The sequence below is a fragment of the Pseudomonas sp. 3MAES_34.3B genome (assembly GCF_058145875.1).
Genome location: NZ_CM176960.1, coordinates 1,848,290 through 1,863,559, shown reverse-complemented (window position 1 = coordinate 1,863,559; position 15,270 = coordinate 1,848,290). Strand labels below are relative to the sequence as shown.

Below are 15,270 nucleotides of genomic sequence, written 5' to 3'. Positions count from 1 at the left end.
TCTGCTAGCAAGGGAATGCCCATGGCCACCGTATCGACTTCCACCTACACCACTCGAACCTCTCCCGGGATCGCCGTGATCGACGTTGCCGGTTTCGAAGAGGTGAACCAAAGTGTCAGCGTGCAGGCCGACGGCAAAATCCTTGTGGCAGGCTTCAGCTTTTACGGCGGCGTGTTCGAAACCGATTACGATTATTCGATCGCGCGCTTGAACGCCGACGGCTCGCTGGACACTACCTACGGCACCAACGGGCGCACGGTGATCAGCGCCGAGGTGTCCATCGACGAAGGCTACAGCCTGGCGGTGCAGGCCGACGGTTCGGTATTGGTGAGCAGCATTCACTTCGGGCCGACCAGCAGCGACTACGGCGTGATTCGCATCAAGGCCAACGGCGCGCTGGATACCACCTTCAACACCAATGCCGCCGCCAGCTTCCCCAGCGGCACCGGCGATGCCAGCGGTACGGTAATGGCCAACGCCGACGGCTCGGTACTGGTGACCACCTTGAACGAGGGCGACGTCAATGTGGTACGCCTGAAGGCCAACGGCACCCTGGATACCACGTTTGGCGACAACGGCGAGTTCAGTTTCGCCGCCCCGTTCGACATCGGAGCAGATGGCGTGGAAGTACGTGGGCTCGCCAATGGCCAATGGCTGCTGGCTGGCCTGCAATATGGCGACGATTATCCCTACACCCTCGCCAGGGTGAACGCCGATGGCTCGCCGGACACCACCTTCGGCGACCAGGGCGTGCTGACACTCGATCCCGGCACGCTGACCGACCCCCGTGGCGGCATTACCGTGCAGGCGGACGGCAAGATCCTGTTGGCCAACAATGGCGAAGGCTACGACGGCTACACCATCGTGCGGCTCAAGGCTGATGGCGGTTACGACACCACGTTCGGCACCGATGGCGTGGTCACGATCAGCACGTCTGACGGCTACGAATCACCGCGGTCGATCACCGTGCAGGCAGACGGCAAGATCATCGTCGCCGGCGACAGCGGTGACGATTACGGCGTGATCCGCCTGAACGCCAACGGCACCCTGGACACTCACTTCGCCAGCCCGGACGGCCAGTACCATGTGGACGGCTCACCGAATGCCGACGTGCTGCTGGGGTCGAGCGAAGGGGAAATCATCAAGGGGTTGGCGGGCGCGGACGTGCTGCAAGGCAATGGCGGCCGCGACCAGCTGAGTGGCGGCGCTGGCGCGGACGTGTTCCGCTTTGACGCGATCAGCGACAGCTACCGCACGGCCAGCACCAGTGCCAGCGATCGCATACTGGATTTCAATGCCAGCCAGGACCGCATCGACCTTACTGCCCTGGGCTTCACGGGCATCGGCAATGGCCATGACGGCACCCTGGCCATCCAGGTGAACGCCGCCGGCACCCTCACCTACCTCAAAAGCTATGATGCGGACGCGGACGGCCAGCGCTTTGAACTGACACTGGACGGCGACCTATCTGGAAAATTGAATACCACCAACCTGCTGTTCGAGCCGGCGCCAATCATTGGCACCACGGGCGCGGATACACTGACCGGTACCCCGGTGCAGGAAATTCTGCGAGGCCTGGCGGGTAACGACCGCCTCGATGGCGGGGCTGATGACGACGTGCTGATCGGTGGCAGCGGGCGTGACGTGCTCACCGGCGGCAGCGGCAATGACACCTTCCTCTTTACCAGCGCCGATGACAGTTACCGCACCGCCAGCGCAAGCTTCACCGACGTGATCCAGGATTTCACCCGCTATCAGGACGTGATCGACGTGGCGGCGCTGGGCTACACCGGCTTCGGCGACGGTACCAACCACACGTTGAAAGTGACCTACAGCGCCGCGCTCGACCGCACCTATCTTAAAGATTACGACGCCGATGCTTCGGGCCACCGCTTCGAAATTTCCCTGGCGGGGGACTACCTCGTGGAGAACCGGCTGCGGCCGGAGAACTTCGTGTTTGCCGATGCAACCGAAGTGACTACCCTGGGCGTGGCGGCGCCGGAGCATGTGACCGCTTGACGGCAAACCGGCAACCGGCGAGAGCTTGCGAATATATTCCCGGGAATGTTCGCAGGCTTTCGCCTACTCCCACAGCGCCCGCGCTTGCCCATTCCAAACCCTCAAACCCCATAAAACCGCGCCGCATTGCCTTCGAATACCTGGCTCATTTCTTCTGGGCCGAAGTGGCTGCCCAACAGCACCCGGGCCAGGTTATGGACCTCGGCATAGCTGGCGGCCAGGGTGCACACCGGCCAGTCGCTGCCGAACATCAGGCGCTGGGGGCCGAAGGCATTGGCCACCACGTCGATGTAGGGCCGGAAATCTTCCAGGGCCCAGTCCGCCGAGGCTTCGGTGACCATTCCGGAGACCTTGCAGCACACGTTGGCCAGCCCCGCGACGGTTTGCATGTTGCTCGCCCAGTCCGCGAAGGCAGGGTCTGCAGGCCCCGCCCCGATCGCGGGTTTCGACACATGATCGATCACCGCCCGCAGCCCCGGGGTTTGCTGCAAGGCTTCGATCACATAGGGCAAATGGCGATTGAACGTTAGCAGGTCGAACCCCAGCCCGGCCACGGCGATCCGCTTGAGGTTGGCCAGCACTTGCGGGCGAAGAATCCAGGCATCGTCGTCCAGTTCCTGCAGCATGGGGCGCACGCCCACCAGCAACGGGTTATTCCGATAACGGGCCAGTTTCTCCGGAAAATTCGCCGCCTCCAGGTCCAGCCAGCCCACCACCCCGGCAATGAAGTCTGTCTTTGCGGCGAGCGCCAGGAGGAAGTCGGTTTCGGCCTCCGTCTGTGCCGCCTGCACGACCACCGTGCGGCTGACCCCGGCGCGGCGCATTTCGCCGCGCAGGTCATCCGGCAGGAAGTCCCGCAGCAAAGGCGCCACGTGCGGCCCCATCCAGCTGTAGTCCCCACGGTCCATTTTCCAGAAGTGCTGATGACAATCGAGCATGGTGCCTCCGAGGTGCTGATCTGACGATCAGGCGCGAATGACGCCCTTCTTGAGGATGATGTTGCCGTACAGCCGGCGCTCGCCGGTGGACACCACGGCGTAAGCCAGCTTGGCGCGGTCATAGAATTCGAAGCGGTCGATCGGCTCAAGCGTCAGGGCACGGCCTTCGCTGTCATGGATAAGCGTGGTGAACTCACTGTAAATCGCTGGCTGCCCATCGGGGCATGCCATGACTGCGGCCGGTCGTTCAACAAAATCATCCAGCGGCAGGAGGGACAGCACGGCCTGGAGTACCGAGGTAGCCGTGTGCCCCGGCAATTGCACCAGGCGCTGCGCAACCGCAGCGGCGGGGAAGTTGGCGTCGCCCAGCACCAACTCATCGCCGTGGCCCATGTCCGCGAGAATCTGCAGTAACTGGCCAGTAAGCAGTGGATCGATGGTTTTCAGCATGAATCTGTCCTTGTTGTTTTTGAAAACAGTGCATGAGGTGCAACAGCTACGGCTGGATCAACCCCTCGGCCGCTAGCGCTTGCCAGAGGGCGTGGGGGATCTCCCGTTCGAACCACTCGACGTTCTGCTGCACCTGCCGCGCGGTCTTGGCCCCGATCACCACACAGGTAGCGGCCGGGTGGCGCAGCGGGAATTGAATGGCAGCAGCGGCCAGCGGTACGTCGAAACTAGTACAAATGGCGCGCAGCCGTTCGGTTTTTTCGATGATGGCGGCCGGCGCGTCAGCGTAGTTGAATTTGTGCCGGCCCGTGGAGGTAGAGGCGAGAATCCCGGAATTGAACACGCCGGCAACTACCACTGCCATGCCGCGGGCCTGGGCCAGCGGCAGGAATTCATCGGCCGCGCCCTGGTCCAGCAGGCTGTAGCGGCCGGCGAGCATCGAGCAATCCAGGTCTGCTTCCTGGAGGGCGTCGCGGATCACCTGCCACTCGTTCACGCCCAGGCCAAAGCCCTTGATGTTCCCCGCAGCGCGTAGCGCTTCCAGTGCCCGAAAGCCCCCGCCCTTGGTCAGCGCGTGCCAGTGATGGGCATGCTGGTCGGCATGGGTGACCTGGCCGATGTCATGCACGTAAAGCAGGTCTGGCGCGGGAATGCCCAGGCGCTGCTGGCTGTCGTCGAAGCTGCGCAGGATGCCGTCGTAGCTGTAGTCAAACACCTCACGAAACGGCAAGCCGTTGAACCAGCCAGGGTCGAGCGGGTTTTTCGGCGCCTCGGGCGGCAGTTCCCTTCCGGCGCGCTGAGTGGTCATCAAGCGGCCGACCTTGGTGCTCAACACCCATTTTTCGCCCTGGCCCCTGCGCTCTTCCCCGCCCTCTTCTGCCTTGCTCCGCAGCATGTGGCCCACCAGATGCTCGGAGCGGCCGTTGCCATACATGGGTGCGGTATCGAAATAACGAATGCCGGCGTCCCAGGCGGCGCCCAGCATTTCCAGGGCGTCATGGGTGCTCACCGGGGCGTATAGCCCGCCTAGTGGCGCGCTGCCCACCCCCAGCGCGGTCACGCTCAAACCGGTACTGCCAACGGGCCGTAGCCGATTGGCTTTGTTCTGGCTGGTCATAGGGTTTCCTTATTGTTGGTCGGTCAAAGCTCGGCCCTATTCTTGCGCCGTGCCCGCACCACGATGGCAACGCCCACCAGCAGGATCAAACCCCGCACGATCTGGCGTTGGGAGTCAGTCCAGCCCAGCAGCGCCGAACCGCTGAGCAGCGCAGTCAACAGCAGCACGGCGGTGAGGGTACCGATCACATTCGGTTTGCCCAGCTTCAAGGCCATGCCGCCCAACAGCACGGCGGTCAGGCCATCCAGAAAGTACGAGGCGCCAATATAGGGCTGGCCGGAAGACAGGTTGGCCGCCAGCAGAATACCGGCCACCGCCGAGAGCACGCCGGAGAGGATATACAGCAGGAACAGAATGCGATTGGCCGGCACGCCCGCCTCGATCACGGCAGCGCGGTTCTGCTCCATGGCATAGAGGTAATGGCCGAAGGTAAGGTGTTCCTGAACGTAGTAGGCCAGCCCGTACAGCACCAGCACAATAATCGCCAACAGCGGCACCATGCCAAGGTTGGCGTTCACCAGGGCGCCAACGAAGCCAGTATTGGAAAGGGAAATCGAGGTACCCAGGCCGATGGCCGCGGCGATCGAACCGGCCAGCCCGCCCGTGGCGATGGTAATCACCAGGGCCGGCAACCGCAGCATCGCCACCAGCGCCCCGTTGATCAGGCCAAACACCACACCCGCGCCAATGCCCAGCGCCACGGCTTCCGGCCAACCGAAACCCGCTTTCACCAGCCCGGCCACCAGCATGTTCGCCAATGCCGCCACTGACATGAAGCTCACGTCGATTTCGCCTGCGGCGATGATCCAGGTCACCCCCAGGAACATGATCGCGCCGATGCTCGCCGAGCGCAGCATGTCGGTGATGTTCCCTTCGCTGGCAAAACTTGGCCGCAGCCAGGCGAAGGTTAAGAGCGTGGCGGCGAGCAATACGAACAGCCCGTAGCCAACCAGCGACCTGCGCAGGTCCACGCGCTGGCGTTGGGTTTTCAAGGGTTGGGCCATGACTGTCATGCGCGTACCGCTCCCCGCGAAGTGTTCGATCCGCCGATCACTCCGCGCAGCATGGCTGTGACCTTGGGATCGAAGGCTGCGATGGCGCCAATCAGCACGGTGCTGACGATGGCGTCGCTGTAGAAATATGGGATAGCCATCAGGGTGAAGCCATTGAGCATTGCCGACATCAGTAAAGTGCCCGCCAGGGTCGCTGGAACCGAGGGCCGGCCAAACAGCGCCGCGCCCAGGTACACCGCCGCGAAGGCCGGCATCAACAACTGGTTGCCGGCGCTCACGTTGGCCGCCCCGGACGAGGCCACCAGCAACACAATGGCCGTGCAAGCGAAGGCGCTACAAATCGCAAACGCCGCCAGCACATAGCGGCGGGTGCGTACGCCAGAGAAATGCGCCGACAATGGGTTCTGCCCCGTGGCGTAGAACGAGCGGCCGAACCGCGAGGCATGCAGCACGATGGCGGCGACGATCGCGGCGGCAAACAGGATGAACACGGGCATGTCCAGGCCCAGCAACCTGGAATCGTTGAGGTCGAGAATCCCGGACATGAAGAAGTTTTCCGAGATCGAACTGCCGTTGCTGTAGAGGTAGGACAAACCCAGGGCCACCCCGCCCGTGGCGATGGTGGTGACGATATCGGGCAACCGGAACCGCGACACCGCCAGGCCATTGATCACGCCCACCATGAACCCCACGCCCACACCACCGGCAATGGAAAACGCCAGCCCGTGCCCACCGGCAATGAGGTAGCCCATGGTCATTGCGCCCAGCGACGCCACACCCGGGAACGACAAGTCAAAATGGCGCACCACAATCACGAACGTCAGCCCAAGGGCCGCAAGCCCCTGCACGGACATATGCCGCAGCAGCGCATGCAGGTTGCCACTGCTGATGTAAGCGGGCACGAACCAGGTGAACGCCCCGCCGACCGCAGCCAGCAGAATCACGAACGCCAGGCAGCGGAAAAAGACCGGTGAGCGATTGAGCAGATTTTTCATGATGCGCGACTCCCCATGATACCGGCGGCCATCAACTGGTCCCGACTGGCTGCGAACGCCGGGAGAGAAACGGGGTTGCCCCGGTACAGGGCCAGGGTGCGATCCGCGACGCCATGGACCTCATCGCAATCGGAGGAAATAACCAGCACTGCGGCCTTCTCGCTCAGCTCGCGCATCAGCGCGTAAAGCTTGGCGCGAGCGCCGATATCCACGCCAACCGTAGGCTCCACGAAGATGTACACCTGGGCGCTGCGAAACAGCCCCTTGGCAATCACCACCTTTTGCTGGTTGCCGCCGCTGAAGGCACTGACAGGGCGGTCCAGCTTCATAGGCTGCAAGCCAACTTTTTCGGCAAGGTCGCAGGCGTGCTTGCGGTTTTTGCCAAAGCGCAGCAGCCCGCCCAGCGAAGACGCCTTATCCAGGTGCGCCAGGGTGGTGTTGAAGGTGACGTCTTCGGTCATGGTCAAGCCTTCGGTGCGGCGGTCGCCCGGCACCAGGAACATGCCCCGGTTCAAGGCGTCATGAGGGCCCTTCAATTGCACGGCTTGCCCGGCAAGGGTCATGTGCCCCGCGTCGGGGCGAATGACCCCGAACAGCGCTTTGGAGAGTTCGTCCGCGCCCGAGCCGATCAACCCGAAAATCCCGACGATTTCGCCTTCGCGCACCTCGAAACTGACGTTATTGAAGTGGCTGCGCTTGCTCAGCCCCTCAACGTGCAGCAAAACCTTGCCGTCGCTGCGGCCCGTGCGCTCGGGGTAAATGTCCCCGGGTTTTTCATCGAGCATCAGCTCGGGTATGGACACACCCAGGCGCTCCACATCGGCCACGGCATGGGTGCCCACATTGCGCCCGCCCCGGAATACCGTGAAGCGGTCGGCGATCTGGAACACTTCTTCCAGGCGGTGGGTGATGTAGATAATCGCAATGCCGGTGGCTTGAAGGGTGCGCATCAGCTGGAACAACGAGGCCTTTTCCCGCTCTGTGAGGGTTGAGGTGGGCTCATCGAGAATCAGGATGCGGATGTCGTCCCGGCGCAGGGCATGAAGGATCGCGATGATCTCCCGGTCCACCGCCGCCATCTCCCCTACGCGCTGGTCCAGGTCCACTTCAATCGGGAAGCGCTTGAGCAGCTTTTGTGCAGCGCCGCGCAATGCCTTGCGGTCGATGCGGCCAAACAGGCTGGGGCGGTGGGCCTCTTCGCCGAGGAAGATGTTCTGCACGCCGGTGAAGTCATCCACCAGTTCCGGATGCTGTTGCACCGACGCAATGCCGCAGGCAATGGCGGCCGCGGGGCTGCCCAGGTCAACGGGCTCGCCGGCAATCTCGATAACCCCGGCATCCTTCGAGTAAACCCCGGAGAGGATCTTGATCAGGGTTGACTTGCCCGCGCCGTTCACGCCCAGCAGCGCGTGAATTTCACCCGCCTCCAGCGCAAAGTCGACGGCGTCCAGCGCCTTCACAACACCGAAGCGCTTTTCGATCTTGCGCATGTTCAATACGGTCGCCATGTTCTTACCTGCGCGCCTGTTCATTATTGTTATCGAGCCGTACGCAGACGCCCAACAGCACACTGCGCTGCTGCGGCCCCCTACAGAACGCGCTGCCAGCCGACCTTCTGTGCTTCGCCTGGCTTGTCGTAGTCGTCCGGGAGCGTCGCCAGGTCCTTGAGGCTGTCCTGGGTAACGGCGTAACTGGGCGTGATCACGAAGCGCGGCGCCGGGCGCCCGGCAATCACCTCGTGGGCATAGAACGCATTCATATAGGCCATTTCATAGAAACTCTGCGCCACGGTCAGCGCGAAGGGCGAGCCGGCCTTGATGTACTCGAAGGATTGGCGGCCGCCGTCAATGCCGGTGATGAACACCTTGCGCCCGGCGGCGCGGATCGCCAGGGTGCCTTCCGAGGCCGCGCCATCCCACGCGCACCAGATAGCGTCCAGGTCGGGGTTGGCGGTGAGGATGTTATCCACCACCTGCCGCGGGGTGGTAGAGCCACCCAGGGCAAAGGCGATCTCCGAAACCACCTTGATGTCGGGGCTACGGATGAACACCGACTTGGCCCCTAGCGTGCGCTGGTCCCAGGACTCGTTGGACGGCAGGCTCACGATGGCAACGTTACCCTTGCCGTTCAGCCGTTTGACGATGTAGTCCGCGGTATAGGCGCCCAGCCCGAAGTTGTTGGACATGGCCGTGGACGTCACTGTGGTGTTGGGCACATAACTGTCGCCGCAGAAGATCGGGATGCCCGACGCCACTGCCGCTTGCACCGCCGGGGAAATCGCGGCGGCGTCAGCAGGGGTGATAAAGATCGCGTCGGGCTTGGAGGCCACGAACGCAGCGATCTGGTCCGCCTGCTTCTTGATGTCGTAGTTGGCATCGGCAATGGTCAGCGTACCGCCCAACAGCGCGATCGCATCCTTGTAGCCGGTGACAATGTGCCGCCCGGACTCCCACACCGTCCAGCCCAGGGATGCGCAAAAGCGCATGTCCTTGCCGAACGCCATACCCGGGCGGCCCAGTGCCGCGGCCACCGCCAGCAACGCGCCAGCGCCCAACACCCCACGACGGCTGAGCTTGAGGTTTGCCAGGAAAACATCTTGTTTTTGTTTTTCGTCATCACTCACAGACATCACGCAGCCCTCTTCTTGTTATCTGGCCGGGCCGGCACGGCCCGTTCCAACGCTGTTCGAACTCAGCGCGACTCGCGCAGTATTTCCAGGTATTGCGCCTCGGTCGCCAGGCGCGGGTTGGTGGCATGGCAGTGATCCTTGAGGGCCTCGCCTGCGATCTTGCGCATCATTTCCTCCGTCACCCCCATGGCCTCCAGGCCCGCCGGCAGGCCGATATCCCGGTTCAGTCGGGCAATCACTTCATCTGGCGCGCCGCCGAGAATGCCCGCCAGCACGTCCCATTTGGGACCTATGGCGGGCCGGTTGAAACGCAGCACCGCAGGCAGCAGCACGGCATTGAGCGTGCCATGGTGCAGGTTGGGTTCGCGGATCGCGCCCAATGGGTGGGTCAAGGCATGCACGGCGCCCAAGCCTTTCTGGAAGGCCATGGCGCCTTCGAGCGCCGCCATCATCATGTTCCAACGCGCCTGCTTGTTGCCGCCGTCGGCCACTGCCTCGCGAATGGCCGGGAAGCCACGGCGCAGGCCGTCCAGCGCAATGGCCTCGGCGGGCGGATTGATGGACGGCGCCATGTAGGTTTCCAGGCAGTGAGCCAGCGCGTCCATGCCAGTTGCGGCAGTGAGCAAGGGCGGCAGGCCGTAGGTGAGCTCCGGGTCGCACAACGCAATGCTGGGCAGCATGTGCGCGCTGAGTATCCCCAGCTTGCGCCCCTCGGCGGTCACGATCACCGCTGCCCGGCCCACTTCCGAACCCGTGCCGGCCGTGGTGGGAATGGCGATCAATGGGCAAATCCGCCCGTGGATCCGCCCCACGCCGCCCGCTACTGCGGTGTATTGGTCCAGCGGGCCAGAGTGGCCAGACAGTAAGCGCACGGCCTTGGCCAGGTCGATGGAAGAGCCGCCGCCCAAGCCGATCACGCTGTCGCAATCGCCTTCGCGATACATCGCATAGGCGGCGGTCACGGCTTCTTCGGTGGGGTTGGGCGGGGTGCCGTCGAACACCGCCGGCGGCTCGGTAAACAACGCCAGCACCTTGGCAACCAGGCCAGTGGCGACCAGCCCACGATCGGTCGCGATCAACGGGCGCTTGCCACCCAGCTCCGCCAATAGTGCGGGCAGGCGATTGATAGCGCCTTCGTCGAATTCGATACGGGTGACGTAGTTGATCGTTGGCATACGGCGGACTCCCTCATCAGGGCCATCTACGCCTTCCGCGGTACTGAGCGCGGAGCGTGCCCGGCCTCGTTCTTGTTTTCGTTATGGCCCATGGGGATGGGTTGTCGCGGGTCGAAGAGCGCTGTAAATATCCCTTGTGCCGCCAACTAATATATGAGTTATTAGAGACAGACCACCAATCACGTGTCAACGTAAATTGCAATAATTATATAAATGCCTGATTTATAAAGAATTAACGGTAAATCGCATGAATGGCAGACGAATTCCAAAGGCTGAACAGATATATCTTTCCCTGCGCCAGGCCATTGTTCATCTGGACATGCCGCCGGGTGCGGTGATCTCCGAGAAGGACCTGTGCGAGAGCTTCAACGTGTCTCGCACGCCGCTTCGCGAAGCGCTGCAGCGGCTGGCCGACGAGGACTTGGTGGAGATATTCCCGCACTCGGGCACGTACGTAAGCCGCATCTCGTTCAAGGTGGCGCAGGAGGGTTTCATCATTCGCCGGGCACTGGAAATCGAAAGCGCGCGCAGCGCCGCCCGGCAGATCACCGATCAGGGCATCGTCGATTTGAAACTGATCATCGATGACATGCGGGTGATCCTGGAGCGCAATACGCTCAACCAGTACATCGATGTGGACGACGCTTTTCATAATGCAATCGCCAGCAGCAGCGGCTACCCGCGCATCGGCAAATTCATTGCGCTGGCCAAGGTGCACCTGGACCGCATGCGCCAGTTGAGCGCCCCGGTGCCGGGGCACCTGGCGATGGTCACCGACCAGCACGAAGCCATTTATCACGCGCTGAAGAACCACAGCCCGGATCAGGCAGAACTGGCGATGCGGATTCATCTGGATTCCTCCTTCGCGGTCATGGCCGGCATGTACGAGGAGAAAATCAGCCTGTTCCAAGACGATGTCCCTAAAACAAAACGAGAGCTCATATGAAAGCCATTGTTGGGAAATCCCCGCTGATCCGGCTGAACCCCGACGATAACGTCGCGATCGCCCGGTTTTCGCTGGATCCGGTGCCGCTGGAAGAACTGGGTGGCGCCAGCCCCCGCGAGCGCATCACCCAGGGCCACAAGGTCGCCATTCGGGCCATCACCGAGGGCGACGCAGTCATCAAATACGGCCAGATCATCGGCTATGCGACCCGCAACATCGCACTGGGCGAACATGTGCACACGCAGAACCTGGCCATCGGTGAAGTGGTGCTCACGCACGAATTCTGCGTGGATGCCCGCGAGCCCGACCTGATCGCCCCGGCCGAGCGCGCCACCTTCATGGGCTACGGGCGCCCCAATGGCCAGGCCGGCACCCGCAACTACATCGCGATCCTTTCCTCGGTTAATTGCTCGGCCACCGTGGCCAAGGCCGTGGCCGCGCACTTCACCCGCCCGGGGCCACTGGATGCCTTCGCCAACGTGGACGGCGTGATTGCACTCACCCACGCCGGCGGCTGCGCGATCAACACGCAAACCGAGGGCTACCTGTACCTCACCCGCACCATGGCCGGTTACGCCACCCACCCCAATGTAGGTGGCGTGTTGATGATCGGGCTGGGCTGCGAAACCAACCAGATCCCGGCGATTCTCGAGGCTCACGGCCTGGAGGAAGGCCCGACGTTGCGCACCATGACCATCCAGAACAGCGGCGGCACCCGTAAAACCATCGAAGAAGGCATCGCAGCGCTCACCGCCATGCTGCCGGCGGTGAATGACATACACCGCACACCGCAACCGGCCAGCCTGTTGCGCCTGGCGTTGGAGTGCGGCGGCTCGGATGGCTATTCAGGTATTTCCGCCAACCCCGCGCTGGGCTATGCCGCCGACCTGTTGATCCGCAATGGCGGCACCGCATGCCTGTCGGAAACGCCGGAAATCTACGGCGCCGAGCACTTGCTCACTCGCCGCGCCGCCTCTCCGGCCGTTGCCGACAAACTGCTCGCGCGCATCGAGTGGTGGCGCGACTACGCGGCCCGCAGCAAGGCGGAGCTGAACAATAACCCCTCCCACGGCAACAAGGCGGGCGGGCTGACCACCATCCTGGAGAAATCCCTCGGCGCGGTGGCCAAAGGCGGAACCACACGCCTCAATGCCGTGTACGAATACGCCGAACGTATCGACCAGCCCGGCTTTGTGTTCATGGATACCCCTGGCTACGACCCGGTGGCCGTGACCGGGCAGGTTGCCGGCGGCTGCAACATGATCTGCTTCACCACCGGGCGCGGCTCGGTGTCCGGATTCAAGCCCGCCCCTTCGCTGAAGCTGGCCACCAACACCTCCATGTACGAACGAATGCAGGAGGACATGGACATCAACTGCGGCACCATCGTGACCGGCGAAGAAAGCATCGAGCAAGTGGGGGAACGCATCTTTAGAACCATCCTGGCGACAGCGTCTGGCGAACACACCGCCAGTGAACTGTTCGGCTATGGCGACAACGAGTTCGTGCCGTGGCAGGTAGGCGCGATCATGTAACACCCCACATGCGACGCAGAGCGCAACCGCCTGACGGAGGAAATAACAATGACAACAATCCAGGACCATTACGACGTCATCATCATCGGCGCAGGCGTGGGCGGTGGTGCGCTGGCCAACATTCTTGCCGGTCACGGCAAGCGCATCCTGATGATCGAGCGCGGCCCAAGGTTGCCTCGCGAGGACGATAACTGGAGCGTGGACGCGGTATTCCACAAGCGCAAATACGCGGCAAAGGAGCAATGGCGGGACAAGGACGGCAAGCTGTTCAACCCCGGCACCTATTACTACGTAGGCGGTAACAGCAAGTTCTTCGGCGCGGCAACCCTGCGCTTTCGCGCTCAGGACTTTGAAACGCTGCAACACGAAGGCGGCATCGCGCCGGCCTGGCCGGTGAGCTACAACGAATTCGCGCCTTTTTATGACCAGGCCGAACGCCTTTTGGGCACCCACGGCACCGCCCGCATGGACCCCTGCGAACCGCCGCGCTCTGGGCCCATGCCGCACGCGGCCATCGGCCACGAGCCAGAAATCCAGGCCTTCGACAAAAAGCTGCGCGCCCGCGGCTTGCACCCGTTCCCGCTGCCCATCGCTATCGACTATCACCCCGGCGGCGCGTGTATCCGCTGTGCGACCTGCGACGGCTTCGCCTGCAAGCTGGGCGCCAAGGGCGACGCCGAGGTGCGCCTGGTAGACCCGGCACTGGCCAAGGGCGATGTGCAATTGATCACCGACACCTATGTGCAACGGCTGGTCACCGACCCCAGCGGCCAGCGCGTGACGGGGGTGGACATCCAGCATGAGGGCATGGCGCGCACGCTCAGCGCGGAGCTGTTCGTGAGTGCTGCTGGCGCGATCAACTCCGCTGCCTTGCTGCTGCGCTCGGCCAACGCGATGCACCCTCGCGGTTTGGGCAATAACCTGTCCGACCAGCTGGGCCGTAACTACATGGCCCATAACAACACCGCGATGATGGCGATTTCGCCATTCAAGAAGAACCGCGTGGTGTTTCAAAAGTCCATGGCCATCAATGACTATTACCTCGCCAACACAGAAAAACCCTACCCCCTCGGCAACGTGCAGGGCCTGGGCAAACTCCAGTCCGGCATGCTTACCGCCAACGCCAAATGGGCGCCTGAATGGATGATGGGGTTGTTCTCCGAGCGCAGCGTGGACTGGTGGATCATGTCCGAAGACCTGCCCGACCCGGATAATCGCATCACGGTGGATGAAGACGGCAAGATCCGCGTGAGCTACACCGCCAACAACCTCAAGGCGCATCAGGAGCTGGTGGACGTGTGGACCCGGCACATGCGGGCGCTGGGGTATCCGCTGATCATCACCAACAAGATGGACGTGAAAGTGGCGATGCATCAATGCGGCACGGCACGATTTGGCAATGACCCGGCTACGTCCGTGCTGGACCCGTACTGCAAGGTCTGGGACGTCGAAAACCTCTACGTGGTAGATGCGTCCTTCCTGCCGTCTTCCACCGCGCTCAATCCCTCGCTGACCATCGTCGCCCAGGCGCTGCGCACTGGCGAAAAGCTGCTGCGCGACTGGGGCATGAGCGTCTCGATCCCGCAAGAGGTGGCAACCGCGCACATTTAACCCATTCCCAAGGCAGAACGCACATGAGCGGACAACAACAAAAAGACTACGCCAACCTCTTCAACCTCAAAGGCCGCAAAGCCATCGTGACGGGCGGTTCCCGCGGGATCGGCAAAGGGCTGGCGCAAGCCCTGGCGGCCCAGGGGGCAGACGTTGCGATAGTGGTGCGCTCCTCGCTGGACCGCGCCGAACGCCTGGCCACCGAGTTGCGCGACCAAGGCGTGGACAGCTTCGCGATACAGGCGGATGTGGCCGTGGAAGCAGACGTCGCGCGCATGGTCGAGGCCGTGATCACCCGCTGGGCGCGCATCGACATCCTGGTCAACAACGCTGGCATCGTACTTCCCGCCCACGCTGAGGCCTGCACCCTCGACACCTGGCGCCAGACCATGGCGGTCAACCTGGACGGTGTGTTCCTGGTGTCTCGGGAAGTGGGCAAGCACATGATCCACCAGCGCAGCGGCTCGATCATCAATATCGGGTCCATGTCCGGGCGGATCGTCAACTGGCCGTTTCGCCACGCGGCCTACAACGTCTCCAAGGCAGGCGTGCATATGCTCACCAAGTGCCTGGCGGTGGAATGGGCCGAGCACAACATCCGCGTAAACGCCCTGGCGCCGGGCTACATCATGACCGAACTGACCGAAGAGGTACTGCGCGAGCACCCGGACGTGGTCAGCGAGCACTGGGCCAAAGGCGCCGTACAGAACCGCATTGGCAGCGTGGATGAACTGGCCGGCGCGGTGGTCTACCTGGCCAGCGATGCCTCCTCGTTTACCACCGGGGAAGTGCTGACCGTGGATGGCGGGCTGACGCTGCGGTGAGGCGTGGCCCGCCCGCTT

At 62.9% G+C, this 15,270-nt stretch carries 13 protein-coding genes; 5 read left to right on the top strand and 8 right to left on the bottom strand.

All coding sequences use genetic code 11. The features are described from left to right. The first annotated feature begins 21 nt into the window (after positions 1 to 21). Positions 22 to 2,019: a M10 family metallopeptidase C-terminal domain-containing protein gene (locus AC3Z8Y_RS08235; RefSeq protein WP_490089252.1), complete on the top strand. Its 1,998-nt coding sequence runs from the start codon at positions 22 to 24 to the stop codon at positions 2,017 to 2,019. Positions 2,020 to 2,120: 101 nt separating this feature from the next. Here the strand turns inward: AC3Z8Y_RS08235 and AC3Z8Y_RS08230 are convergent, their stop codons facing one another. The 8 genes from AC3Z8Y_RS08230 to AC3Z8Y_RS08195 all read right to left on the bottom strand — a co-directional run bounded on the left by AC3Z8Y_RS08230 (position 2,121) and on the right by AC3Z8Y_RS08195 (position 10,336). Continuing rightward, positions 2,121 to 2,957 (bottom strand): amidohydrolase family protein, encoded by an 837-nt coding sequence (locus AC3Z8Y_RS08230; protein ID WP_490089251.1) that lies wholly within the window; start codon positions 2,955 to 2,957, stop codon positions 2,121 to 2,123. A 27-nt stretch (positions 2,958 to 2,984) separates the two neighbouring features. Beyond that, on the bottom strand, positions 2,985 to 3,407 hold the full coding sequence (locus AC3Z8Y_RS08225; RefSeq protein ID WP_490089250.1) for an RbsD/FucU family protein: 423 nt from the start codon (positions 3,405 to 3,407) through the stop codon (positions 2,985 to 2,987). A gap of 46 nt (positions 3,408 to 3,453) precedes the next feature. Further along, positions 3,454 to 4,524, bottom strand: coding sequence for an aldo/keto reductase (locus AC3Z8Y_RS08220; protein WP_490089249.1), 1,071 nt, complete (start codon positions 4,522 to 4,524; stop codon positions 3,454 to 3,456). 23 nt (positions 4,525 to 4,547) lie between these two features. Further along, complete coding sequence (locus tag AC3Z8Y_RS08215) at positions 4,548 to 5,537, bottom strand: ABC transporter permease (protein ID WP_490089248.1); 990 nt, start codon at positions 5,535 to 5,537, stop codon at positions 4,548 to 4,550. Next, a complete protein-coding gene (locus AC3Z8Y_RS08210; RefSeq protein WP_490089247.1) occupies positions 5,534 to 6,532 on the bottom strand; it encodes an ABC transporter permease in 999 nt (332 codons plus the stop codon). Before AC3Z8Y_RS08210 ends, AC3Z8Y_RS08215 begins: the two co-directional genes overlap by 4 nt. Next, positions 6,529 to 8,040 (bottom strand): sugar ABC transporter ATP-binding protein, encoded by a 1,512-nt coding sequence (locus tag AC3Z8Y_RS08205; protein WP_490089246.1) that lies wholly within the window; start codon positions 8,038 to 8,040, stop codon positions 6,529 to 6,531. The genes AC3Z8Y_RS08210 and AC3Z8Y_RS08205 overlap by 4 nt, the downstream gene beginning before the upstream one ends. 80 nt (positions 8,041 to 8,120) lie before the next feature. Continuing rightward, the gene (locus AC3Z8Y_RS08200; protein WP_181115897.1) at positions 8,121 to 9,161 is read right to left on the bottom strand and encodes a sugar ABC transporter substrate-binding protein; all 1,041 of its coding nucleotides are present in this window, start codon (positions 9,159 to 9,161) and stop codon (positions 8,121 to 8,123) included. Between the two features lie 62 nt (positions 9,162 to 9,223). Next, positions 9,224 to 10,336, bottom strand: a complete 1,113-nt coding sequence (locus tag AC3Z8Y_RS08195) for an iron-containing alcohol dehydrogenase (RefSeq protein WP_490089245.1) — start codon at positions 10,334 to 10,336, stop codon at positions 9,224 to 9,226. A gap of 247 nt (positions 10,337 to 10,583) precedes the next feature. Between AC3Z8Y_RS08195 and AC3Z8Y_RS08190 the strand changes: the two genes are divergently transcribed. From AC3Z8Y_RS08190 to AC3Z8Y_RS08175, 4 genes are read left to right on the top strand one after another with little or no spacing between them, the layout of a single operon-like run. Next, positions 10,584 to 11,282: a GntR family transcriptional regulator gene (locus AC3Z8Y_RS08190; RefSeq protein ID WP_490089244.1), complete on the top strand. Its 699-nt coding sequence runs from the start codon at positions 10,584 to 10,586 to the stop codon at positions 11,280 to 11,282. Continuing rightward, positions 11,279 to 12,817 (top strand): UxaA family hydrolase, encoded by a 1,539-nt coding sequence (locus AC3Z8Y_RS08185; RefSeq protein ID WP_490089243.1) that lies wholly within the window; start codon positions 11,279 to 11,281, stop codon positions 12,815 to 12,817. The genes AC3Z8Y_RS08190 and AC3Z8Y_RS08185 overlap by 4 nt, the downstream gene beginning before the upstream one ends. 48 nt (positions 12,818 to 12,865) lie before the next feature. Further along, the gene (locus AC3Z8Y_RS08180) at positions 12,866 to 14,428 is read left to right on the top strand and encodes a GMC oxidoreductase (protein ID WP_490089242.1); all 1,563 of its coding nucleotides are present in this window, start codon (positions 12,866 to 12,868) and stop codon (positions 14,426 to 14,428) included. 23 nt (positions 14,429 to 14,451) lie between these two features. After that, on the top strand, positions 14,452 to 15,252 hold the full coding sequence (locus AC3Z8Y_RS08175) for an SDR family NAD(P)-dependent oxidoreductase (RefSeq protein ID WP_490089241.1): 801 nt from the start codon (positions 14,452 to 14,454) through the stop codon (positions 15,250 to 15,252). Positions 15,253 to 15,270 lie beyond the last annotated feature (18 nt).